The sequence below is a fragment of the Longimicrobium terrae genome (assembly GCF_014202995.1).
GTDB lineage: Bacteria > Gemmatimonadota > Gemmatimonadetes > Longimicrobiales > Longimicrobiaceae > Longimicrobium > Longimicrobium terrae.
The window spans coordinates 315472-339140 of the sequence record NZ_JACHIA010000003.1 but is presented as its reverse complement, the minus strand read 5'-3'; the positions used below and the strand labels follow the sequence as shown (position 1 = coordinate 339140).

Sequence of the window (23669 nt, the reverse complement as noted above, 5' to 3'; positions counted from 1 at the left end):
GTTGAAACCGCGCCTCGAAACACACGAAGTCCGCCTTCGCGGACTGGGTCGCCACCTCCGCTCGCGCCGAATGCGGTTGAAGCCCCGAACGGCGCCTGTGGGCGTCGTGTCGGGGCTTACCGCTTCTGGAGCGGCGGATTTATTCGCTCCAGATACTCGCCGCCGCGCCCCATCTCCGCTGCACGCACCGAACCGTCCGCCGCGCCTCAACCCTCCCCCAGTCTCTTTTGGGGGAGGGTGGGCCGGTGGTGCCGGCCCGGGTGGGGGCCGCCGTGGAGCCCGGGAATACAGGGTCTGTGCAATCCCGGTGCGTCTCTTGCGCCTGCCGTGGGCCCATGACTGAACACATCAAGCCGCCGCGCGCGCAGGGCGAACTGCCCATCGCCGACCACGGCGTCATCGGCGATCTGCACACGGTCGCGCTCGTGGGGCTCGACGGCAGCATCGACTTCTTCTGCGCCCCGCGCTTCGATTCGCCCTCGGTGTTCGCGGCGATCCTGGACGCCGGCGCCGGCGGCAGCTTTCGCGTGGATCCGCAGTTGGGCGAGGCGCGCCGCAAGCAGCTGTACCTTCCCGACACCAACGTCCTGCTCACCCGCACCCTTTCCGCCACGGGCGTAGCCGAGATTTCGGACTTCATGCCCATTGGGGAGAGCGAGGAAGTGCGCCGCGTCGTCCGCCGGGTGAAGTCGGTGCGCGGCGACGTGCGCTTTCAGCTGTGCTGCGCGCCGCGGTTCGGATACGGACAGGTTGGGCACCGCACCGAAGCCCAGGACGACGCGATCCTCTTCATCCCCGATGATCCCAGGGCGGCGGGATTCGGGTGTCTGCGCCTGCGCGGATCGGTGCCCATGCGCATCGTGGATGGGGACGCGGTGGCGGAATTCGAACTGGGGGCCGAGCAGACCGCCACCTTTGTTCTGGAAGCCGACATCGACGGGCAGGACAGCGTGCCCGCGACGCACGACTACGCATCCGAATCGTTCAAAAGGACGGTGAACTTCTGGCGCGAGTGGATCGGCAAGAGCACCTACCGCGGCCGCTGGCGCGACGAGGTGCACCGGTCGGCGCTCGTCCTCAAGATGCTCTTCAGCCAGCCGCACGGGTCGCTGGTGGCCGCGCCCACCTTCGGGCTGCCCGAGTCGCCGGGCGGCGCGCGCAACTGGGACTACCGCTACACCTGGGTGCGCGACGCCGCGTTCACCACGTATTCCCTGATCCGCCTGGGGATGACGGAGGAAACCGGCAACTTCATCAACTGGATCGCGGACCGCTGCGCCGAGGCCGGGCCGGACGCGCCGCTTCAGCCGCTGTACACCATCGACGGCGGCACGCAGGTGGATGAACGGGAGCTGGACAACCTTGCCGGACACGGGGGCGCGCGTCCGGTGCGTGTCGGCAACGGGGCGGCCACGCAGCTTCAACTGGACGTGTTCGGCGCGCTGATGGATTCCGTCTACCTGTACGACAAGTACGGGCAGCCCATGAGCTACGACCTGTGGATGCGGCTGACGCGGCTGGTGGACTGGGTGTGCGACAACTGGCGGCGTCCGGACTGCGGCATCTGGGAGATCCGCGCCGGGATGCGCCCGCACCTGAGCTCGCGCGTGCTGTGCTGGGTGGCGGTGGACCGCGCGCTGCGGCTGGCCCGCCACCGCTCGCTCCCCGCGCCCGAGGCGCGCTGGACCGCCGCGCGCGACGACATCTACCGTAGCGTCTTTTCCGAATTCTGGCACGAGGGCAAGCGCAGCTTCGTGCAGACCACGGAAAGCGACGCGCTGGATGCCTCGTGCCTGCTGATGCCGCTGCTGCGCTTCATCAGCCCCGAAGATCCGCGCTGGGTGGCGACGATGGCGGCCGTGCGGCGGGAACTGGTGGTGGATTCGCTGGTGAACCGCTACGTGGTCAAGGACGCGCAAACGGATGGCTTCACCGATCCGGAGGGCACCTTCACCATCTGCAGCTTCTGGTACGCCGAGTGCCTTTCGCGCGGCGGCGACCTGCAGCAGGCGCGCTTCGCGTTTGAAAAGATCCTCAGCTACGCCAACCACCTCGGCCTGTTTTCCGAGGAAATCGGCCAGAGCGGCGAGCACCTGGGCAACTTTCCCCAGGCGTTCACGCACCTGTCCCTCATCAGCGCCGCGTACGACATCGACCGGCGGCTGGACGGCGCCGGCTTCGGCGCGTGAGAACCGGGCCGATCAGGCGGAGCCGGCTCCGCACGTGAACTTGTCGCTGTCAACTTGAAAGAGGCGCCGCACGGGACCGTGCGGCGCCTCCTTTTGTCTGGCGGGTGAACGAGCGCCACACCCGCCCGTCCCCGCGCGGTCTCACCCCTGACGGGCGTGCCGGAGCAGCCGGGCGGGCTCCGTACACGGCTCCGCGCGCCATCCTACCGGTCCCACGGACCCTCATCCCACTCTTCGTTTTCTTCGTCGTCGCCGAACCCGCCGGTGTCGTCGGAAGCGGCCCAGTCTTCCGCGTACTCGTCCAGTTCCGCGGCGATCAGGCCCCGCTCGCCGTCGTGATCCGCGTAGTCGTCCCACGTGCCATCATACAGAACCGTGTCGCCTACCGATTCCTCCAGCCTGAACTCATCAGGCCAGTGACGTGCGACACGAAAGAACGCCTCCTTGATCGTGTACGCCGTCCATAGTTCCTCGTGGTAGGTCGATGGCGGCCGCTGTCCATTCGCCGCATCCACAAAGCTCCGTTGCTTCTGCGTCAGCGGCTGGATTTCGCCCTCCGCCAGCGCCCGCATCCAGCTTCCCCGGCGCCGCAGCACCTCCAAGTCCCTGACCGGAAATTCGATTTCCGGAACACGCGGGTTAAACGGTTGATGGCGGTATCTGGCGTGCAGCACACGTTGCTCGGCCCAGGAGCGCTGCTGACCCTCGTGCTCCGCCGGGCCCACCAGGGTCTCGGCCTCGGCCGGGTCCAGCGCCGGCTCAAAGCACCGCCTGGCCGCACGGATGCACCCCCGGGCCACCATCCCGCGGAACTCCGCAAGAGTGATCGCTGCCTGCACCGCCGCCTTTCCGGCAGATCCGGGGTGGCGCATGAAGGCGAAATCCCAGTAAATACCTTCATGGGCGAACCGGTTGCGGACCGCGTAGAGCGTTTTGACGGCGCCCGGAGCGTCAATCAACGATCCGTCGGTGGCGGTAAACGCCTGGGCCAGCCGCTCCTTCTCTGCCTCGGTGAGGCATGTGTCAAAGAACTTGAGGACGTGGTGCGCGGAGTGGCCCTTTCCGGACCCTTCCAGGCGCTTGGACGCATGCTCTGCACACACGATCAGAAAGAACAGCGGCAGCGTATCTCTCCCCCGCCGCGTTCCGGCAACCGAGTCCGCCAGGAGAATGAGGCGGCGGCTGTGCTGCATGATCTCGCGGGCGGCACCCGCATCACTCCCGTTGCACTTCTGGACGAAGTTCTGCGCGTCGCGAACGGTGGGGAAGTACGACTGGTAGAAGTCGACCCAGCGGTCCGGGTGGCGCGAGTTGCTGGAAGGCTGATTTCTCAAGGTGATTCGGCCGCGACAGGTGGTTGGGCGGCGGCGGGGAGACCGCGATTGGCGACGAAAGCGAACACGAAAAAGCCAGGCATGCCGAACAGGTCGGGAGCCAAAAACCTATCACGGCCCAGAGAGCGATACCAGACGGTACTCCATCCGCTCTGGAGCGACGAGCAGATCGCTGGACTGATCAGATAGGGTGATACGGATGACCCCGGCCCGGCCTCTACTCACGTTTGGGAACGAGGGTCAACCCTTTTCGGGACTTGGCGTGTGGTCTGACCCGTTTGCTTCACGGCGAATCCGAGCATTCGTGCGACACTTCGCGTGTTGGCGGGCGAGGCTTCGCGGTAGGATGGGAATCGGTCAGGGTAGTTGATCACATCACGGATGGCTCCATCGCCAAGACCCTAACGGAACTCCCCGCGAAACGAGCGGAGAACGGGGCCGGGTGAGGTTCCTTGCGGCTCGCGTGACCTGATTTACATCAGCCGCCCAGCGTTTTCAGCGCTGGCGCGCACCGGGCGAAGCCGCCCGTAGAAGGCAGCTCGCTTGACAGAGAGGGGAGTCACCGCGCAAATATTATCTGGAAAGGTACAACTCACCGTTGGTGCAGCTCCGCGCGGCACGCCGACCCGCTGCGCGCCTCTGCCGCCTCTCCCCGGCGGCGCGTGGATCACCGACTCCCATCCTTGCGGGCCATCCCGCACCCTCTCCCTCTCCGCTGCCCCGAATGACACACCCCTCCACGTTCCACGTGCGGCTGGATGCCGCGGCGCTCACGCCGGCCGGCGTTCAGCCAGCGGCGGACCCCGGCGCCGAGGGCTTGGCGGACGGATCGCGGATCCCGGCGAGGGCAGACTTCGCGGCGGTGGTGGAGGAGTGGAACCGCACGGACGCGCCGTATCCGCGCGGCCTGTGCATCCACGAACTCGTCGCGGCGCAGGCGGCGCGGACGCCGGACGCAGTGGCGGTGCTGCACGAGGGCAAGGCGCTCACCTACGCCGGCCTGGAGGCCCGGGCCAACCGGATCGCGCACCGGCTCCAACGCCTGGGGGTGGGTCCGGAGGTGCGCGTGGGGATCTGCCTGGACCGCGGGACCGAGATGATCGCCGCGATGCTGGGCGTGCTGAAGGCGGGCGGGGCGTACGTTCCGCTGGACCCGGCGTATCCCGCGGAGCGGCTGGCGTTTACCCTGCACGATGCGGGCGTCGCGGTGCTGGTGACGCAGGAGAAGCTGAGCAGCCTGCTCCCGGTCGCCGCCGGGGTGCAGGTCCTCAGCCTGGACGCGGCCGCGGGCGAGATCGCGGCGGAAAGCGCGGAGGCGCCCCGGAGCGGAGCGGGGCCGCGGAACCTGGCGTACCTGATCTACACCTCCGGCTCCACCGGCGTCCCCAAGGGAGTGGCCATCGAGCACCAGAGCGCCGTCGCCTTCCTGTCGTGGGCGGCCGGCGTCTTTACGCCCGACGAGCTCTCCGGCGTCCTGGCGGCGACCTCCATCTGCTTCGACCTCTCCGTATTCGAGATCTTCGTTCCGCTCGCGCTGGGCGGCCGCGTGATTGTCGTGGAGAACGCGCTCGCCCTCGCCGCCTCGGCGTCCGCGGACCAGGTGCGACTGATCAACACCGTCCCCTCCGCCCTCGCCGCGCTGCTGAGAAGCGGCGGGATTCCTCCCTTGGCCACGACGGTGAACCTGGCCGGCGAGCCGCTGCGCGCGGAGCTGGCGGACGCGCTCTACGCGCACGGCATCCAACGCGTCCATGACCTGTACGGCCCGTCGGAGGACACCACCTACAGCACGTGGACGCTGCGCGCGGCGGGCGGTCCGGAGACGATCGGGCGGCCGATCGCGAACACGCGCGCGTACGTGCTGGACGACGGGATGCGGCCGCTTGCGCCGGGCGAGGCGGGCGAGCTGTACCTGGGCGGCAGCGGTCTGGCGCGGGGCTATCTGAACCGCCCCGCGCTCACCGCGGATCGCTTCGTCCCGGACCCGTTCGGCCGCGAGCCGGGCGGGCGGCTGTACCGCACCGGCGACCGCGCGCGGGTGCGCGAGCGGAACGGCGGCGGGGATCTGTCCGAAACGACTCCCGCACCGACGCACGCACTCGAGTTCCTGGGCCGCATGGACCAGCAGGTGAAAGTCCGCGGCTATCGCATCGAACTGGGTGAGGTGGAGGCGCGTCTGCGCGAGCACGCCGGGGTGCGCGAGGTCGTGGTCCTGGCGCGCGAGGACGCGCCCGGCGACCGGCGGCTGGTGGCGTACGTGGTCCCCGACCGGGACGGGCTGGAGGCGTCGGCGGAGGCGGAGGACCGGGACTGGGAGGCCGGGCACCAGGCGGACTGGTCCGCCGCGTGGGACCACATCTACGGCGGCGCGGGCACCGGCGCGGATCCCGCCTTTGACGTCAGCGGGTGGATCAGCAGCTTCACCGGGGAGCCCCTTCCCGCGGAGGAGATGCGCGAGTGGGTGGAGGCGACGGTGGCGCGCATCGCCGCGCCGCGGCCGGGGCGGGTGCTGGAGATCGGATGCGGGACGGGGCTCCTCCTCGGGCGCCTGGCGCCCGGCTGCGAGCGCTACGTGGGCACCGACATTTCCGCGCACGGGGTGGAGCGCCTGCGGACGCTCCGCTCGCGCCGCCCGGAACTGGGCCATGTGGAGCTCCTGCACCGCGCCGCCGACGACTTCGCCGGCCTGGAGCCGGGGTCGTTCGACACCGTGGTCATCAACTCCGTCGTCCAGTACTTCCCGGGGGCGGATTACCTGGCGCGGGTGCTGGAGGGGGCCGCGCGCCTGGTGCGCCCCGGGGGCCGGATCTTCGTGGGCGACGTGCGCGACCTGCGGCTGCTGGGCGCCTTTCGCACCGCGGTGGAAACGCACGCGTCGCCGCCGGAGCGGACGGTGGCGGAGTGGCGCGAGCGCGCGGAGCAGACGCAGGCCCAGGAAGAGGAGCTGGTGATCGACCCCGCCTTCTTCGTTTCGGTGGCGCGGGAGATCCCGGAGATCGGCGCCGTGGAGACGCTGGTGAAGCGCGGCCGCTTCGCCAACGAACTCACCGCCTTCCGTTATGACGTCGTGCTTCACGCGGGTGCGCGGGAGGCGGAGCGGGAGGACCGCCCCGGGATCGACTGGGATTCGGCGCGGCTGACGCCGGAGGCGCTGCGGGCGCGGCTGGAGGCGGAGGAGGGTGCCTCGCTGGTGGTGCTGGGCATTCCCAACGCCCTCGTGGCCGGCGCGCTCAAGGCGCTGGAGATTCGCCGCGATCCGGGCGGAGCGCGGACGGTGGCGGACGTGCGGCGGCTGCCGGAGGCCGCGGGCGTGGACCCGGACGCGCTCTGGCGTGCGGGCGAGGCGCTGGGGTGGACGGTGCAGGTGCGGCTGTGCGACGACCCCGGCCGCGTGGACGCGCGCTTCACCCGGGGCCCGGCCGCGAATCGTCCCTTCGTGGCGCCGCTGCATCCGGCGCACGCCGGCCGCGACGCGTACGCCACGGACCCGATGCGCGGGCGGCGCGCGCGGGTGCTGGTTCCGGCGCTCCGCCAGCACCTGGCCGGGCGCCTGCCTGCGTACATGGCCCCGGCCGCGTACGTGGTGCTGGAGGCGATGCCGCTCACTCCCAACGGCAAGATCGACCGCGCGGCGCTCCCGTCTCCCGACGCGGAGGCGCGGCCGGGCAGGTACGAGCCGCCCGCGGGGGAAACGGAGGCGGCGCTGGCGGAGGTGTGGGCCGAGGTGCTGGGCGTGCCGCGGATTGGCCGGCGCGACCACTTCTTTGAGATCGGCGGCCACTCGCTGGCCGTCATGCAGGTGGTTTCGCGCGTGCGCCGGACGTTGGGCGCGGGGGTGGCGCAGGGCGACCTCTTCGACCACCCCGTGCTGGCGGACTTCGCGCGCTTCCTGGAAGGGGTGGATCGCGCGGAGCTCGTCCCCCTCCAGCCGGCCGACCGGGGCGGGACTCTCGCCGCTTCGTTCGCGCAGGCGCGCCTCTGGTTCCTGGACCAGCTGGGCGGCGCCGGGGTCGCGTACCACGTGCCGATGGGGCTGCGGCTGCGCGGCACGCTGAACCGGGCGGCGCTGGCCCGCGCGCTGGACCGCATCGTGGCGCGGCACGAGGCGCTCCGCACCACCTTTGCCGAGGTGGATGGCGAGCCTGTGCAGCGGATCGCCCCGGCGGAGGGCGCCGCCTTTCCGCTCGCGGACGACGACCTCACGGGTGCGCGGGGCGAGGGGCCCGGCGCGGACGCGGCACTGGCGCGGCTGGCCGAGGCGGAGGCGCACGCGCCCTTCGATCTGCGCCGCGGGCCGCTGGTGCGCGGCCGGCTCGTCCGCGTGGGGGAGGACGAGCACGTGCTGCTGGTCACCCTGCACCACATCGTCTCGGACGGGTGGAGCATGGGGGTGCTGGCGGAGGAACTGAGCGCCCTCTACGCCGCCTTCGCGTCCGGCCGGGATGATCCGCTCCCCCCGCTGGGCGTGCAGTACGCGGACTACGCGGCGGGGCAGCGGCGCTGGGCCCGCGGCGACGCGCAGGACCGGGACGCGGCGTTCTGGCGCCAGGCGCTGGCCGGCGCCCCGCCGCTCCTAGAGCTTCCCGCGGACCGGCCGCGCCCGCCGCAGCAGGACCACGCCGGCGCGGTGGTCCCCGTCGCGCTCGGCGCGGAGCTGTCGGCCGCACTCCGCGCGCTGGGGCGGCGGCACGGGACCACGCTCTTCATGACGCTGCTGGCCGGGTGGGCGGCGGTGCTGGGCCGCCTTTCCGGCCAGGACGAGGTGGTCGTCGGCACCCCGGCCGCCAACCGGCCGCGCCCGGAGCTGGAGGGGCTGATCGGCCTCTTCCTGAACACGCTGGCGCTGCGGGCCGACCTCTCCGGCGCCCCCACCGTGGCCGAACTCCTGTCGCGGGTGAAGTCGCGGGCACTGGCCGCGCAGCAGCACCAGCACGTCCCATTCGAGCAGGTGGTGGAGCTGCTGCAGCCCGCGCGCAGCCTGTCGCACACTCCCGTCTTTCAGGTTTTCTTCACGTGGGAAAACGTCCCGCGGGGCCGCTTCGATCTCCCCGGCCTGCGCGTGTCGCCGCTGGAGCGCGCGGCGCGGACGACGGCCAAGTTCGACCTCTCGCTCTTTCTGGAGGAGGAGGACGGGCGAATCGTGGGCGGGATCGAGTATGCCACGGCGCTCCATGACCGGGAGACGGTGGAACGCTGGGCGGGGTTCCTGGTCCGCCTGCTGGAAGCGATGGCGGCGGACGATTCGCGGCGGATCGACCGTCTTCCGCTCCTTTCCCCGGCGGAGCGGCGCCAGGCGGAGGCCGCGGCCGGGGCGCGCCGCGTGCGGCCCGCGCATCCGTACACCCCCTTCAGCGCGGAGGAAGTCGATCAGCCGATCCACCGGCGGTTCCGCGCGCAGGCGGCCGCGCACCCGGGGCGGACCGCGCTGCGCACCCGCGAGGGCGCGTGGAGCTACGCGCAACTGGACGCCCTCGCGCGGAGCGTGGCGCACGAAATTGTCGCCGCGCTCGGCCCGGGCGAGGGCCGCGTGGGGCTCCTGTTCGACCCCGGCGCGCCGATGGTGGCCGCCATCCTGGGCTCGCTGATGGCGGGAAAGACGTACGTCCCGCTGGACCCCGCCTGGCCCGAGGCGCGGATGCACCGGGTGCTGGACGATGCCCGCGCCGCGATGGTCCTCGCAGGCGACCCGCACGTCGCGGCCGCGCGCCGGCTGGCGGAGACGCGGGGATCCGGGGATGAGGGGCAGGGAATCGCGTGCGGCGCGGACGGAATGCCGGCCGCGGAGCCGCGCGCCGTCCTTCGCGTGAGCGCCGCGCATCCGCCGTCCGCGCCGGGGCAGGTGGAGGAGGACGCGCTCGGCCGCATCGGCACCGCGCCGGGGGCGGTGGCCTATCTGCTCTACACGTCGGGGTCCACGGGCGAGCCCAAGGGGGTGGCGCAGAGCCATCGCAACGTCCTGGGCCACATCCGCGCCTACACCAATGCCCTCCGCATCGCCCCGGGCGACCGGTTGATGCTGGCGGCCTCGTACGCCACCGACGCGGCGGTGATGGACCTGTACGGCGCGCTGCTGAACGGGGCGAGCCTGCACCTCTTTGACGTGCGCGCGGAAGGGGTGGAGCGGCTGGCGCTGTGGCTGCGCGCGGAGGGAATCACCCTCTACCACTCCACCCCCAGCCTCTTTCGCGCCGTGGTGGCGGAGGACGGGGAGGGCGACGACTTCGCCTCCGTCAGCCGGGTGGTCTTGGGGGGCGAGGCGGTATTCCGCCCCGACTTCGAGCGATTCCGGCGCACATTCCGCCCGGGCGCCGTCTTCGTCAACGGGCTGGGCCCCACGGAGTCCACGCTGGCGCTGCAGGAGATGATGGACCACGGCTCCCGCCCGCACGGCCACGGCATCCCCGCCGGCCGCGCCGTGGAGGGTGTGGAGGTGCTGCTGCTGGATGACGGGGGCGAGCCGCCCGAGGTCTACGCGCGCGGCGAAATCGTCATCCGCGGCCCGCACGTGGCGCTGGGCTACTGGGGGCGCCCCGCGCTGACGGCTCGGGCATTCGTTCCCGATCCCGCGGGGAACGGCGGGCGGATGTACCGCACCGGCGACGTGGGGCGGCGCCTGCCGGACGGGCGCATCGAGTTCGTGGGCCGCCGCGACGAGCAGGTCAAGATTCGCGGCTACCGCGTGGAGCCCGATGAGGTGGCCGCGGTGCTGCGGCGCGTTCCCGGCGTCCGCGCCGCGGCGGTGGTGCCGCGGACGGAGAGCGGCGAGGCGCGGCTGGTGGCATACGTGGTGGCGGACGGGGCGGTGCGCACGGAGGCGCTGCGGGCGCACCTGGCCGGACGGCTGCCGGAATACATGGTCCCCGCCGCGTACGTGCGGCTGAATGCGCTTCCGCTCACCTCCAGCGCCAAGCTGGACCGCCGGGCGCTCCCCGCGCCGGCGGACGATGCCTACGAGCGGCGCGGATACGAAGCGCCGGCGGGCGAGGCGGAGGAGGCGCTCGCCGCCATCTGGGGCGCGCTGCTGGGGGTGGAGCGGGTGGGCCGCCGCGACGACTTCTTTGCGCTGGGCGGGCATTCGCTCCTGGCCGTGCAGGCCGCTTCCCGCCTGCGCCGCGCGCTGGGGGTGGAGGTGCAGGTCCGCGACCTGTTCCGGCACCCGGTGCTGGCGGACTTCGCGCGCTCGCTGGCCAGCGCCGCGCGCGCGGGGACGCCGGAGATCCTTCCCGCGCCGCCCGCGGAGCGGACCGCCCTCTCCTTTCCGCAGCAGCGGCTCTGGTTTCTGGAGCAGATGGGCGGGGTGGGGAGCGCGTACCACGTGGGGCGCACGCTGCGGCTCCGCGGCACGCTCGAGCGCACGGCGCTGCTTCGGGCGCTGGACCGCGTGGTGGCGCGGCACGAGGCGTTGCGCACCACCTTTCCGCTGGTGGATGGCGAGCCGGTGCAGCGCATTGCCCCCGCGGAGCAGAGCGGGTTCCGCGTGGTGGAGCACGACCTGCGCGGGCGCGCGGACGCCGGGGCGGAGCTGGAGCGGATCATCGCCGCCGAGGGCGCGGCGCCGTTCGACCTGGCGGCGGGGCCTCTCGCCCGTGCGCGGCTGGTGCGGCTGGCGGATGACGACCACGCCTTGGTCGTGCGGATGCACCACGCCGTCTCCGACGCATGGAGCACGGGCGTCCTTCTGGCGGAACTGGGCGCGCTCTACGCCGCCTTCGCGCGCGGCGAGCCCGATCCGCTCGCGCCGCTCCCGGTGCAGTACGCCGACTGGGCGGCGTGGCAGCGGCGCCGCGTGGCCGGCGAGGCGCTGGAGGCGCAGGCCCGCTGGTGGACGGAGGCGCTGGCGGGGGCGCCGGAGGTGCTGGAGTTCCCGGCGGACCGCCCGCGCCCCGCGCGGCAGGACCACGCCGGCGGCTCCGTCCCCGTGGAGCTGGACCGCGAGCTTTCCGCGGCGCTGGGGGCGCTCGCCCGGCGGCACGGGGCCACCCTCTTCATGACGGTGCTGGCGGGATGGGCGGCCGTCCTCGCCCGCCTGTCGGGGCAGGAGTGCGTGGTGGTGGGCACGCCGTCGGCCAACCGCGGCGGCGAGGAGGTGGAGGGGATGATCGGTTTCTTCGTCAACACCCTCGCGCTCCCCGTCGACCTGGCCGGCGCGCCGCCGGTGGCCGGCCTCCTGGCGCGGGTGCGGGCGCTGACGCTGGAGGCGCAGCAGCACTCCGGCATCCCGTTCGAGCAGGTGGTGGAGCGGGTGCGGCCGGCCCGCTCCCCCGCGTACACACCGCTCTTTCAGGTGATGCTGGATTGGCGCGGCTCCGCCCCGGCGGCGCTGCGGCTTCCGGGGGTGGAGGTCCAGGAGATCCCCGACCCGCCGGTGGAAACGGCCAAGTTCGACCTGTCTCTCTCGCTGGCGGAGGAGGATGGGCGGATCGCGGGGGAACTGGCGTACGCCACGGCGCTCTTTGACCGCGCGACTGCGGAGCGCTACGCGGGCTACCTGCGTGCCGCGCTGGCGGCCATGGCGGCGGATGGCACGCTGCGCGTGGACGATCTCCCGCTGCTGACCGAGGCGGAGCGCAGGCGGGTGGTGGAGGCGTGGAACGCGACCGCCGCGGCGTACCCCGCGGACGACTGCATCCACCGGCTTGTGGAAGCCCGGGCGCGGCGCACTCCCGGCGCCGTGGCCGTGGTGCACGAGGGTACGCGCCTCACTTGCGCGCAGGTGGACGGGAGCGCCGCCCGGCTGGCGCGCGTGCTCCGCGGCCGGGGCGTGGGACGGGGCGCCTTTGTCCCCGTGCTGGCGGAGCGAGGCCCGGCCGCGCCGGTCGCCATGCTCGCCGCCATGAAGGTGGGAGCGGCGTTCGTTCCGCTGGACGCCGCCTGGCCGGACGAGCGGCTGCGCGCGGCGGTCCGCGCCCTCCGTCCCGCGGCGGTGCTGGCGGACGCGGCGTCGGCTCCGCGGGCGGCGGCGCTCGGGTGGCCGGTGCTGGTCGCCGGCGTGGAGCCGGGGGACGAGGAGCACTCGGGAGGGGAGACGCTGGACGGCGGGGTAGGGGAGGCGGATCCGGTCTACGCCATCTTCACCTCGGGATCCACCGGCGTTCCCAAGGCGGCCGTGGTGCACCACGGCGGCATCGCCAACCGCTTCGGCTGGATGAGCGCGCGGCTGGGCGCGGAAAGCGCCGCGTGCGTGCTGCAGACCACGCGGCACGTCTTCGACAGCGCCGTCTGGCAGCTCTTCTGGCCGATGGTGCACGGCGGGCGCACGGTCATCCCGCGCGACGGCGGCGAGGCGGACGCCGGGTACCTGCTGGAGGTGATCGAGGCAGAAGGGGTGACGATGACGGACTTCGTCCCCTCCGTCTTCAACGTCCTGGTCCCCGACCTGGTGGCGGACGCGGGCGCGCGGGCGCGGCTGGCCTCGTTGCGCACGGTCGTCGTCGGCGGCGAGCAGATCACGCCGGAGACCACGTACCGCTTCCTGGGCGCGCTCCCCGGAGTGCGCGTGGTGAACCTGTACGGGCCGACGGAGTGCAGCATCGGCTCCATCTTTCACGAGGTGCACGCGGACGGCGGCGCGCGCATCCCCATCGGCACGCCCATCTCCAACACGCGGGCGCTGGTGCTGGACCGGCGCGGCCGGCCGGTGCCCCGCGGCGCGGCGGGGGAAATCCACTTGGGCGGGCGGTGCGTGGGGCTCGGCTACCTGGGCGATCCCCGGAAGACGGCCGCCGCCTTCGTCCCGGACCCGTTCGGCGGGCCGGGCGCGCGCCTGTACCGCACCGGCGACTTGGCACGCCACCGCGCGGACGGGAGCATCGAGTACCTGGGCCGCATCGACCAGCAGGTGAAGGTGCGCGGCTTCCGCATCGAGCCGGGGGAGGTGGAGGGATGGCTCTGCGCCCACCCGGCCGTGCGCGAGGCCGCGGTCGTCGCGCGCGAGGACGCGCCCGGAGAGCGGCGGCTAGTGGCGTACGTGGTGGGCGACGGGGTGGAGCCGGAGGAACTGCGGGCGCACCTGGCCGCTCATCTGCCAGAGCCCATGGTTCCGTCGGCGTTCGTGCGGCTGGCGGCGCTTCCCCTGACCGCCACCGGCAAGCTGGACCGCCGGTCGCTCCCCGCCCCGGGGGAGGACGCGTTCTCCGCCCGGCCGTACGAGCCGCCCGCCGGCGCGGTGGAGACTGTCCTGGCGGACATCTGGGCGGAGGTGCTGGGGGTGGAGGGCGTGGGGCGCCGCGACCACTTCTTTGAGCGGGGCGGCCACTCGCTCCTGGCCGTGCGGCTGGTGTCCCGCGTCCGCCGCCTGCTGGACGCCGGGGCCACCCTCCGCGACCTCTTCGAGCGCCCGGTGCTGGCGGATTTTGCGCGCGGGCTGGCGCGGGCGGCGCACGCGGACCCCATCGAACCCGCGGACCGCGGCGGACGCCTGCCGCTGGCTCCCCCGCAGCAGCGGCTCTGGTTCCTGGAGCAGCTGGGCGGCCTGGGCGGGGCGTGGCACGTCTCCGAGCGGCTCCGGCTGCGCGGCCCGCTGAACACCGGGGCGCTGCGCCGTGCGCTGCACCGCATCGCCGTGCGCCACGAGGCGCTGCGGACCACCGTTGCCGTCGTGGACGGCGAGCCGCGGCAGCGGATCGCGCCGGCGGAGGCGGCATCGTTCCCCCTCGCGGTGGACGACCTTGCCGCGCGTCTGTCCGCCTTCGCCCGCGGCACGGGGGAAGAGGAGCGGGAGGCGGACGCGGCGCTGCGGCGGATCGTGGCCGAGGAGGCGCGCGCGCCCTTCGACCTGGAGCGTGGCCCCCTGGCCCGTGCCCGGCTCGTGCGCATCGCGGAGGACGATCACGCGCTCCTGCTGACCATGCACCACATGGTCTCCGACGGATGGTCCACCGACGTGCTGGTCCGCGAGCTGGGGGTGCTGTACGAGGCATTTTCCCGCGGTGGGGGTGATCCGCTCCCGCCGCTCCCCCTGCAGTACGCCGACTACGCCGCGTGGCACCGGCGCCGGCTGGAGGGCGGCGCGCTGGACGGGCAGGCGGAGTACTGGCGCGCCGCGCTCGCCGGCGCGCCCGCGCTCCTGGCGCTGCCTACCGACCGTCCCCGCCCGGCGCGGCAGGACCCCGCGGGAGAGACGCTGGCGGTGTCGTTCGATGAGGAGACGTCCGCCGCCGTACGGACCCTTTCCCGCCGCCACGGGGCCACGCCTTTCATGACGGTGCTGGCCGCCTGGACGGTGGTGCTGGGCCGTCTGGCGGGGCAGGAGGACGTGGTGGTGGGCACGCTTTCGGCCAATCGCGGGCGCGAGGAGGTGGAGGGGATGATCGGCTTCTTCGCCGATACCCTGGCGCTGCGCGTGGACCTTGCCGGCTCGCCTTCCACCGCCGCGTTGCTGGCACGGGTGCGGGCGCGCACGCTGGAGGCGCAGCAGCACGCCGAGCTCCCGTTCGAGCGCGTGGTGGAACTGCTGCAGCCCGCGCGCAGCCTGGCGCATCACCCGCTGTTTCAGGTGATGTTCTCATGGGAAGAGGCGCGGCGGGGCGGGTCGGCGCTGCCGGGGCTGGATGCCGGAGCACTGGACGTGGCGATTGCGCCCGCGGCGCGGTTCGACCTGTGGCTCGCGCTGGGGGATGCGGGCGGCCGCATCGGCGGCGACGTGACGTACGCCGCCGCGCTCTTCGACGGCGCTACGGTGGAGCGCTGGATGGGCTCCCTCGCCCGTCTGCTGCGGGAGATGGCGGCCGCCGGTGACCGCCCCGTCGACCGCCTTCCGCTCCTGTCCGATGGCGAGCGGCGGATGCTCCTGGACGAGTGGAACCGCACGGATGCGGTTCATCCGCGCGACGTGTGCATCCACCAGCTCTTTGAGGCGCAGGCGGCGCGGACGCCGGAGGCGGTGGCCGTGGACTTCGAGGGGGAGCACCTCACCTACGCGGAGCTGGACGCGCGCGCGGGCCGGGTGGCGCGGCGGCTGCGCGCGGCGGGCGTGGGCCCGGAGTCACGGGTGGCGCTCTGCGTGGAGCGGGGCGCGGAGATGGTGGTGGCCATGCTCGGCGTGCTCAAGGCCGGCGGCGCATACGTGCCGCTGGACCCCTCGCACCCCGCGGACCGGCTGGGCTACGTTCTGCGCGACGCCACCCCCGCCGCGGTGCTCGTGCACGGGGTCCGCGGCGCGGAAACAGGCGCGCTTCTCCGCGCGTTGCGGGTCCCGGTGCTGGACCTCACGGACGACGGCGCGGTGGCGGTGGGCGATCCATCCGCGCTGGCGGGGATCTCGGTGGAGGCGGACCATCCGGCGTACGTGATGTACACCTCCGGCTCCACCGGGCGGCCCAAGGGCGTGGCCGTCCCGCACGGCGCCGTGGTGAACCTCCTGCGATCCATGCGCGGAATCGTGGGGATGGAGCCCGCGGACCGCGTGCTGGCGGTCACCACGTACGCCTTCGACATCTCCGTCCTGGAGATCTTTCTCCCCCTCCTGCATGGCGCACGGACGGTGGTGCTGCCGCGGGAGCGGGCGGCCGATCCCGCGGCGCTCGCGGACGCCATCCGCGCGCACTCGGCCACGGTGATGCAGGCCACCCCCGCCACGTGGCGCATGCTGGTGGAGGCGGGATGGGAAGGCGCGCCGGGGCTGCGCGCGCTCTGCGGCGGCGAGTCGCTTCCGGCGGAGCTCGCGGCGGCGGTCCGGGACCGCGTCGGCGCGCTCTGGAACGTGTACGGGCCCACGGAAACCACCGTCTGGTCCACCGCCGAGGCCGTCGGCGACGGCTCCTTCGGCGCGGGCGGCGGGCAGGCGGCGATCGGGCGGCCGGTGCTCAACACGCGCGTCTACGTCCTGGACCCCTACGGAGAGCCCGTGCCGACCGGCGCGCCGGGGGAGCTTTTCATCGCCGGCGACGGGGTGGCGCGCGGATACCTGCACCGCCCGTCTCTGACCGCGGAGCGTTTCGTTCCCGACCCGTTCGCGCCCCGGCCCGGCGCGCGGATGTACCGCACGGGCGACCTGGGGCGGTGGCTCTCCGGCGGGCGCCTGGCCTTTGCCGGCCGCGCCGACCACCAGGTGAAGGTGCGCGGCTTCCGGATCGAGCCCGGCGAGATCGAGGCGCGGCTCACGGAGCACCCCGCGGTGCACGAGGCGGTGGTGGTGGTGCGGGAGGACGTCCCCGGCCACGCGCAGCTGGTGGCCTACTGCGTGGCCGGCGGTGCCCTGGACGCCGCGACGCTTCGGGCGCACCTGGGCGAGCGGCTGCCGGAGTACATGGTGCCGGCCGCCTATGTGTGCCTGGACGCGCTGCCGCTCACCCCCAACGGCAAGCTGGACCGCGGCGCTCTTCCCGCCCCGGCGAACGGCGCCTACGCGCGGCGCGGCTACGAGGCGCCGTCGGGCGAAACGGAGGAGGCGATCGCCGGAATCTGGAGCGCGCTGCTGGGGGTTGATCGGGTGGGCCGCTGGGACGACTTCTTTGAACTGGGCGGGCACTCGCTGCTGGCGCTGCGGGCGGCGTCGCGCGTGAGCGAGCGTTTCCGGACGCGGGTGGCCGCCACCGAACTCTTCTATCACCCGCAGCTCGCCGAACTGGCCCGGGCCGTGGACGAGGCCCGCGCGGCGTGCTGCGGCGCGTTGCCCGCCGCTACGGACAGCATTCAGATTGGCGGCGCGGATTCGATCGACGCGTATTCGGTGGACACGATGTCCGATGACGACGTCGATACACTGCTGGCCGCCCTGCTTTCGCAAAGCACCGATCCCTGACCCGCCGCTTTGCTCGCGAAGAAGGCAGACGAGTCACAGGAGAAGCTGAGGCGCGTACTGCACTTTGAGTAAGCTGTCATGCCGCGCCTGTGGTACCGAACAGACCATGTGATGGCGGCCGTCCCGCAGGTCTGGGTGCGGCCTGACAATCGGCTGCAGGAGATACGGGCCCGTCCATACGTTCGCCGCCGACAGCCTTGCGCGCCGGCCCCGCACCCCCGAGCCTTGTGCCGTTAGGCCGCTTCCCAAACTCTGAGTGCAGGATGGCGAGACCACGCAAGACCGCCGCTCAGCGGCGTCAAGAGAGCATCGAGGCGGACCGCCGAGCTTGGCAGGATTTCCTGCCGAAGCTGCAATCCGTCGATACGCTAATCGACGCGTACCGGCTGGTTGGGAATGCGGTGGCGCCAGACACGCCTGGGCGACGCTATTACTCAAACTTGGGTTTTTTCGTCCAGTACTTTGCGGCGCCAGACGGGGCGAATGGGACAGAGCTACGTGAGTATCTCCGACTCGTGCACGCTTTTGATGCTGAGGGGGCGCTGAAACTTGGTGTGCGCGAAGAGGTTGAGGCGAAGCTCCGAGCTGCACTAACCCGAAGAGATTAAGAAGCGAGACAGCAGCACCGGCGATTGGCTTAGGCGCGGCTACAATCGGCTGCTGGCCATGCGGGGCCGTCCCGTGCCTCAGCGTCGACAGGCGCGGGCCGGCTCCGCACCCCTAACCCATTCTCAGCCGCCCGGGGCGCGAGAGGCCCCGCCGTAACCCGCCGTGTCCACTTCCTCCATGCGGTAGCCGAGCGCAGGCGCGACCGCCGCGATGTCCGGCTCCCACTTCGCCCGCAGTTCCACGTATTCGCGCGCCCCGGCCTCCGCGTCTTGGCGCGTGGGGATGTCCGCCTCGCGCAGCCGCAGCAGGGCCCGCTCGTAGCGCAGCCGCCCGCGTTCACGCGACTGCTCGCGATCCGCCGACGGCCCGTGGTGCACCGGAAAGTTCTGGCTGAGGGTGCGCAGCAGCAGGGCGCTGCTCCGCTCAAGTTCGTCCAGGCCCGCGGATTTCTGCAGCCAGCCCAGCTCGCGCGGATCCAGCGCGGTGCGGATCAGCGCGGCCGCGTCGAGCGTGACCAGCAGCATGCGCGACGCCGCGTAAAAGGATTCCTCAAATCGGAAGTAGAACAGCACGGGATAGAAGTGGTGCGTTTCCTTGATCGCCGCCATCTGGCCGGCCAGCGTCGACAGGTTGTTGTATCCGCCGTCGAAGCGTCCCTCCGGCCCCCAGCGCGCGATCAGTTCCGCGGCGTCGCCGGTTTCGCCGCTCTGCGCGTGCACCATCAGCCCAAGCGTGTTTCGGCTGCGCAGGGCCGTGTAGACCTGCATCAGATAGGTGAGCGTGAGCGAGGTCACCGACATGCCCACCAGCGAGTTGAACAGAAACAGCAGCTTGTAGCCCGGGGTGGTGGGTCCATAGTCGCTGGCCCCCACGATGGACATGCTGCTGCCTCCCACAAACAGCGCGGTGATGAAATCGGTCTCCGTCGCGCCGGAGCTGGATTTGACGCCGGAGCCGAGGGCGGGATGAATCACCAAACCGGCGCCCAGCGCCAGCAGCACGCCCCACATCAGCACCAGCACCACGAGCTGCGCGGGACCGCAGTAGGTGAGGATGCGGGCGTGCCTTCCTCCCCCGGACAGCCCGCGGAACACGCGCCACACGCCCCGGGCAAGCCGCGGCGCGAGAAGCCCGGTGCCCGCCCGGGCGTACAGAACGGTGAGGAACACGTCCAGCAGGGTGATCGCGAGCACGATGCCGCCGGCGAGCGGCTCAAGCCAGTCCTGCATGGCCAACCTCCGAAAACGAGGGGGACCCGGCATACGCCCGAGCGGTGCGCGGGCGTGCGGCGGCCCGGGCCGCCGCTACGCCATCCTGTCACGGGCGCGCCGCCGCGGCGCGCCCGTCGTCGATCATGGGGCCGCGCAATCCGCTCGACGGCGATGCCCGGTGCGAGCGTGGGGCAGCCGGCGGCGGCTGGCGGGCCGGTGCATCCGCCGCCCGGTCCTATTCCCAGGGCTTCAGCACCACCTTGATGCAGCCATCCTCCTTCTCGCGGAAGGTCTTGTACATCTCCGGCCCCCGGTCGATGGGAACCGTGTGGGTGATGACGAAGGACGGGTCGATCTCACCGGATTCCACCCGGCGCAGCAGCTCGTCGTGAAAGCGCGGGACGTGCGTCTGCCCGGTCTTGAGCGTGAGTGCCTTGTTCATGAAGGCTCCCATCGGGATCTTGTCGACGGCGCCCATGTAGACGCCAGGCATGGAGATGGTCCCGCCGGGCCGGCAGCACATGATGGTCTCCCGGATCACGTGCGGCCGATCGGTCTCCTGCATCAGCATCGTCTTGGCCTTGTCGTACATCGAGTCCAGCGTCGCGGTGCCGTGCGCCTCCGCGCCCACCGCGTCAATGCAGCGGTCGGGTCCCCGTCCGCTCGTCATTTCCATGAGCCGGTCGTAGACGCCCACCTCCTCGAAGTTGATCGTCTCGGCCCGTCCGTGCCTGCGCGCCATCTCCAGCCGCTCCGGCACGCGGTCGATCGCGATCACCCGCCCCGCGCCGAGCATCCAGGCGCTCTGGATGGTGAACTGCCCCACCGGGCCGCACCCCCACACCGCCACCGTGTCCCCAGGCTCGATGTCCGCGTTCACCGCCGCCATCCACCCGGTGGGGAAGATGTCCGACAGAAAGAGCACCTGCTCGTCGGGAAGGTCAGAATCGATGCGGAGCGGCCCCACGTCCGCGTAGGGAACGCGGAGAAACTGGGCCTGCCCTCCGGCATAGCCGCCCGTCAAATGCGAGTAGCCGAAGAGGCCCGCGGTGGTGTGGCCCATCACCTTGCGCGCGAGATCGGCGTTGCGGTTGGTGGTCTCGCACAGGGAGTAGAGCGTCTTCTGGCAGAAGAAGCAGGCCCCGCACGAGATGGTGAAGGGAATCACCACCCGGTCCCCCTTCCGCAGCCGCCGCACCTCGCTCCCCACCTCCTCCACGATTCCCATCGGCTCGTGGCCCAGGATGTCGCCCGGCTCCATGAACGGGTTGAATCCGTCGTACAGGTGCAGGTCCGATCCGCAGATCGCGGTCGAGGTGATCCGCACGATGGCGTCGGTGGGATCGACGAGGATGGGATCCGGGACCTGTTCGCACCGCATGTCGGCGCGCCCGTGCCAGCTCAATGCCTTCATTGTCACCGCTCCGGTCGGGATGTGAGAAAGGCCCGCCGCACCGGCGGGCGCCGTCGCTCCGTCAGTCGTGCCGCACCCGCTCGTTCCTGGCCTCGCTGAGCTGGCGCGCGACGGCCACGTCCACCACCGTCACCCCCACGATCGCGCTGATCGCCTTCAGGACGTTGTCGCGCTTGGGGTTGTCGCTGCGCAGCCCGCTGGCGAGCGTCGCCAGGTCCAGCACGTCGCCCGCGACCCGCCCCCACACCCACCCGGCCGGCTTTCGATTGGAGAGGATTCCCACACCCTTGGCGAGTTCGCGGAAGCCATAGAGCCGGACGAGGTTCTTCTTGTCCTCCATCCCCAGCTCTCCCGCGATCTTTTCCGGGGCGACCACCTCGGCCAGCCCCAGCGCGATACTGAACCACCCCACTCCCTTCGCCATCGCTTCGCCGTCGTCGATCCTCCTCTCGGTGGCGAGATCCCAGCCGGGAGTGCGGGTGCCGGTGCCGAGCACCGCCGCATCCTCCGGCCGAAAGGCCCGCGCGCGCGAAACGTCCGCCGTCGTTGCCATCCTTCCCCTCCGCGTTGGAGTACGACCACCCGCGCCGGGGAAGCCGGCGGGGAGGCGGGGGGGAGTCCGCAGCATGCCACATACCGGCGTAGTCGACACCCGCGCACAGAACCCGGGCGTGTGCTACAGACGGATCACGCGTCTGATCGCGGGGATCAGGTGAGTTCGGATAACGTAATCCCGCCCGGATTTCAGCTGAAATCCGGGCGGGATTCTCGTCGGTCACACAGAGAGGGCTCTAGGCCGCGAACTCTGCCCGAGTCTCCACCGATGAAGTTTCCTCACGAGAGTGTGCGGCCACGCCCCGTCTATGAATCAGTCAGGCGAATCGACCTTTCGTTCCGCGGGAAGCGCCGCCGCTGGATCGACAGCCAGGACGGCCATTGAGCCGCGGTGGAACGATCCTCAATGGAGACGATGGCGATGGAAACGCGCTTGTGATGATCGGCACCGGCGGGACTCCGTTCCACGGTCTTGTTCTCACGACAGAGGCGGCGTCGCCCGAGGAAGTCAGACGCCGGCCCCCGTCCTCAGTCGAACAGGCTTATCTGGCCGCGTGCGTCGTGGGGACGGCGGAAGGCCTCGGTCGAGAGCGTCGGGAAATCGCGCGTCAGGCCCGCCTTGCGGCAGGCCGTGTTGAACAGCGCCTGCATCTGCACGGCGAAGATTCCCTCGCCCGTCATCCGCGTTCCAAACTGTGCATCGTACAGCTTGCCGCCGCGCATGTCGCGAATGCGGTTCAGCACCTTGTCCGCGCGGTCGGGGACGTGCGTCTGCAGCCATCCCTCGAACAGTTCCTTGAGCGCGAACGGCAGCCGCAGCGGCACGTAGCTCGCCGCCACGGCCCCCGCTTCCGCCGCCGCCGCCGCGATGGCCGGCATCTCGTGATCCGTCAGCCCGGGGATCACGGGCGCGATCAGCACGCGGACGGGGATGCCCACTTCGGACAGCGTGCGGATGGCGTCCAGCCTCCGCGCCGGTGTGGCCGCGCGCGGCTCCATCGTGCGCTGAAGTTCCGCATCCAGCGTAGTCACGCTCAGGTTCACCACGGCGGCGTTGTGCGAGGCGAGTTCCGCCAGCAGATCCGCGTCGCGAGTGACGAGGTGGTTCTTGGTGACGACGGCGACCGGGTTGCGGAACTCCGCCAGCACTTCCAGCACGCCGCGCGTGATCTTGAGCCGGCGCTCTACCGGCTGGTACGGATCGGTCACGCCGCTGAGCGCGATGGGGCGGGGCACCCACCTGGCGGCCAGCAGTTCCTTGCGCAGCAGTTCCGCCGCGTCGTGCTTGACCAGGATCTTGGTCTCGAAGTCCAGCCCGGACGAGTAGCCCAGGTACTCGTGCGTGGGACGCGCGAAGCAGTACACGCAGCCATGCTCGCAGCCGCGGTACGGGTTGACGCTGGCGTCGAACGGGATGTCGGGGCTGTCGTTGCGCGAGATGATGTTGCGCGTGTGGTCGCGCAGAAACTGCGTCCGCGGACCGGGCTCGTCCGGGTCGTACGCCTCCGGGTCCGCCACGAACTCGGCGGAGACGAAGCGGTTTCTGGGGTTCTGCGCGGTGCCGCGTCCCCGGAGCTGAACCAGCGGCGCCTCGCCCCCGGTCTGCGGGCGCGGATTCGGTTTCATCATGCCCGAATGATAAACCGAATGAACGCCGAAAGCAACGGTTTCGGCGAGGGTGCAGGGATTGTGTAATCGTGTGGCGGGAACGAAGTTCAGGTCCATTCGCTTCCCGCCACGTCCGCCCACTTCCGCCCCCGACATGGACGCACTTTCCGCCGCCGCGTTCGGTATCGTGCTTGCCGCCTGCGCAGGGCTGCGCGCGTTTCTGCCCGTGTTCAGCGCCAGCCTGGCCGCGTGGACCCTGCACGTTCCGCTGCCGCAGAATCTGGAGTGGCTGGCGCGCCCGGAAACGGTGCTGGCGTTCGGCATCGCCACGCTCATCGAGATCCTGGGCGACAAGGTGCCGCTGGTGGACCACGCGCTGGACTCCATCCAGCTGTTCACCAAGCCGGGGCTCGCCGTCCTTGCCGCGACGCCGTTTCTGTATCAGCTCAGCCCGCAGTACGCCATCGGGATCGGCATCGTGCTGGGGGCGCCGCTCGCGCTGGGCGTGCACTCGGCCAAGGCGACCGCGCGCGTGGGGAGCACCGCCGCGACGGGCGGAATCGGCAATCCGATCCTGAGCGTGGTAGAGGACGTGGCGGCTATTGGATCGATCGCGCTCGCATTCCTGGCGCCGGTGGTAGCGCTGGTGCTGCTCGCGGTAATGCTGTTTCTGCTGGTCCGCTTCGCGATCCGCATCCGCAAGCGGACCCGGAGGCAGGCGGCTTCGGGGTGAATCCCGGCGGAGCGCGTCACGGTCCTCCCGTGAGGATTCAACCGCGCGTGATTGGATGGAGGCGCGGCGGGCGGGCTCCAGGGCGGCCCCCACCCGGGCCGGCACCACCGGCCCACCCTCCCCCACGAGAGCGAATGAATCCGCCGCTCAAACAGCGGTAAGCCCCGACGCATGGCCGCTGTCGCGTCCATGATCGGGGCTTCAACTGCGTAGGAACCATCATCATGCGTCAATGCCGGGGTTCTCACCGCCGCATGTGCTCGCGCTGAGGTCTC

Annotated in this window: 8 protein-coding genes; 3 read left to right on the top strand and 5 right to left on the bottom strand. The window is 71.7% G+C overall.

The genetic code is table 11. The annotated features are described in order from the left end of the window. Positions 1–335: 335 nt before the first annotated feature. Positions 336–2189 carry a glycoside hydrolase family 15 protein gene (locus tag HNQ61_RS07605; RefSeq protein ID WP_170039504.1) on the top strand — a complete coding sequence of 618 codons (1854 nt, stop codon included), beginning with the start codon at positions 336–338 and terminating at the stop codon, positions 2187–2189. A gap of 203 nt (positions 2190–2392) precedes the next feature. Here HNQ61_RS07605 and maoP read toward each other — a convergent pair whose 3' ends face one another. Beyond that, positions 2393–3382 (bottom strand): DUF413 domain-containing protein, encoded by a 990-nt coding sequence (gene maoP, locus HNQ61_RS07600; RefSeq protein WP_170039502.1) that lies wholly within the window; start codon positions 3380–3382, stop codon positions 2393–2395. 865 nt (positions 3383–4247) lie between these two features. Between maoP and HNQ61_RS07595 the strand changes: the two genes are divergently transcribed. Then, entirely contained in the window at positions 4248–17264 is a 13017-nt protein-coding gene (locus HNQ61_RS07595) for a non-ribosomal peptide synthetase (RefSeq protein WP_170039500.1), read from the top strand. A 731-nt stretch (positions 17265–17995) separates the two neighbouring features. On the opposite strand, the gene HNQ61_RS07590 is transcribed toward HNQ61_RS07595, so the two are convergent. From HNQ61_RS07590 to HNQ61_RS07575, 4 genes are all read right to left on the bottom strand, one after another. Further along, positions 17996–19102, bottom strand: a complete 1107-nt coding sequence (locus HNQ61_RS07590; RefSeq protein WP_170039498.1) for a two pore domain potassium channel family protein — start codon at positions 19100–19102, stop codon at positions 17996–17998. A 217-nt stretch (positions 19103–19319) separates the two neighbouring features. Beyond that, positions 19320–20498 (bottom strand): zinc-dependent alcohol dehydrogenase, encoded by a 1179-nt coding sequence (locus tag HNQ61_RS07585; protein WP_170039495.1) that lies wholly within the window; start codon positions 20496–20498, stop codon positions 19320–19322. A gap of 61 nt (positions 20499–20559) precedes the next feature. Then, positions 20560–21051, bottom strand: a complete 492-nt coding sequence (locus tag HNQ61_RS07580) for a cyclase dehydrase (protein ID WP_170039492.1) — start codon at positions 21049–21051, stop codon at positions 20560–20562. Between the two features lie 530 nt (positions 21052–21581). Then, the gene (locus HNQ61_RS07575; protein ID WP_170039490.1) at positions 21582–22679 is read right to left on the bottom strand and encodes a PA0069 family radical SAM protein; all 1098 of its coding nucleotides are present in this window, start codon (positions 22677–22679) and stop codon (positions 21582–21584) included. A gap of 136 nt (positions 22680–22815) precedes the next feature. On the opposite strand from HNQ61_RS07575, the gene HNQ61_RS07570 reads away from it, so the two are divergent. Further along, positions 22816–23394 (top strand): DUF4126 domain-containing protein, encoded by a 579-nt coding sequence (locus tag HNQ61_RS07570; protein ID WP_170039487.1) that lies wholly within the window; start codon positions 22816–22818, stop codon positions 23392–23394. Positions 23395–23669: the final 275 nt, after the last annotated feature.

What these genes read in the sequence shown, in the direction of transcription:
- HNQ61_RS07605 (WP_170039504.1), top strand. Translation starts at nt 336, where the DNA reads ATGACTGAACACATCAAGCCGCCGCGCGCGCAGGGCGAACTGCCCATC.
- maoP (WP_170039502.1), bottom strand. Translation starts at nt 3,382, where the DNA reads ATGCAGCACAGCCGCCGCCTCATTCTCCTGGCGGACTCGGTTGCCGGA.
- HNQ61_RS07595 (WP_170039500.1), top strand. Translation starts at nt 4,248, where the DNA reads ATGACACACCCCTCCACGTTCCACGTGCGGCTGGATGCCGCGGCGCTC.
- HNQ61_RS07590 (WP_170039498.1), bottom strand. Translation starts at nt 19,102, where the DNA reads ATGCAGGACTGGCTTGAGCCGCTCGCCGGCGGCATCGTGCTCGCGATC.
- HNQ61_RS07585 (WP_170039495.1), bottom strand. Translation starts at nt 20,498, where the DNA reads ATGAAGGCATTGAGCTGGCACGGGCGCGCCGACATGCGGTGCGAACAG.
- HNQ61_RS07580 (WP_170039492.1), bottom strand. Translation starts at nt 21,051, where the DNA reads ATGGCAACGACGGCGGACGTTTCGCGCGCGCGGGCCTTTCGGCCGGAG.
- HNQ61_RS07575 (WP_170039490.1), bottom strand. Translation starts at nt 22,679, where the DNA reads ATGAAACCGAATCCGCGCCCGCAGACCGGGGGCGAGGCGCCGCTGGTT.
- HNQ61_RS07570 (WP_170039487.1), top strand. Translation starts at nt 22,816, where the DNA reads ATGGACGCACTTTCCGCCGCCGCGTTCGGTATCGTGCTTGCCGCCTGC.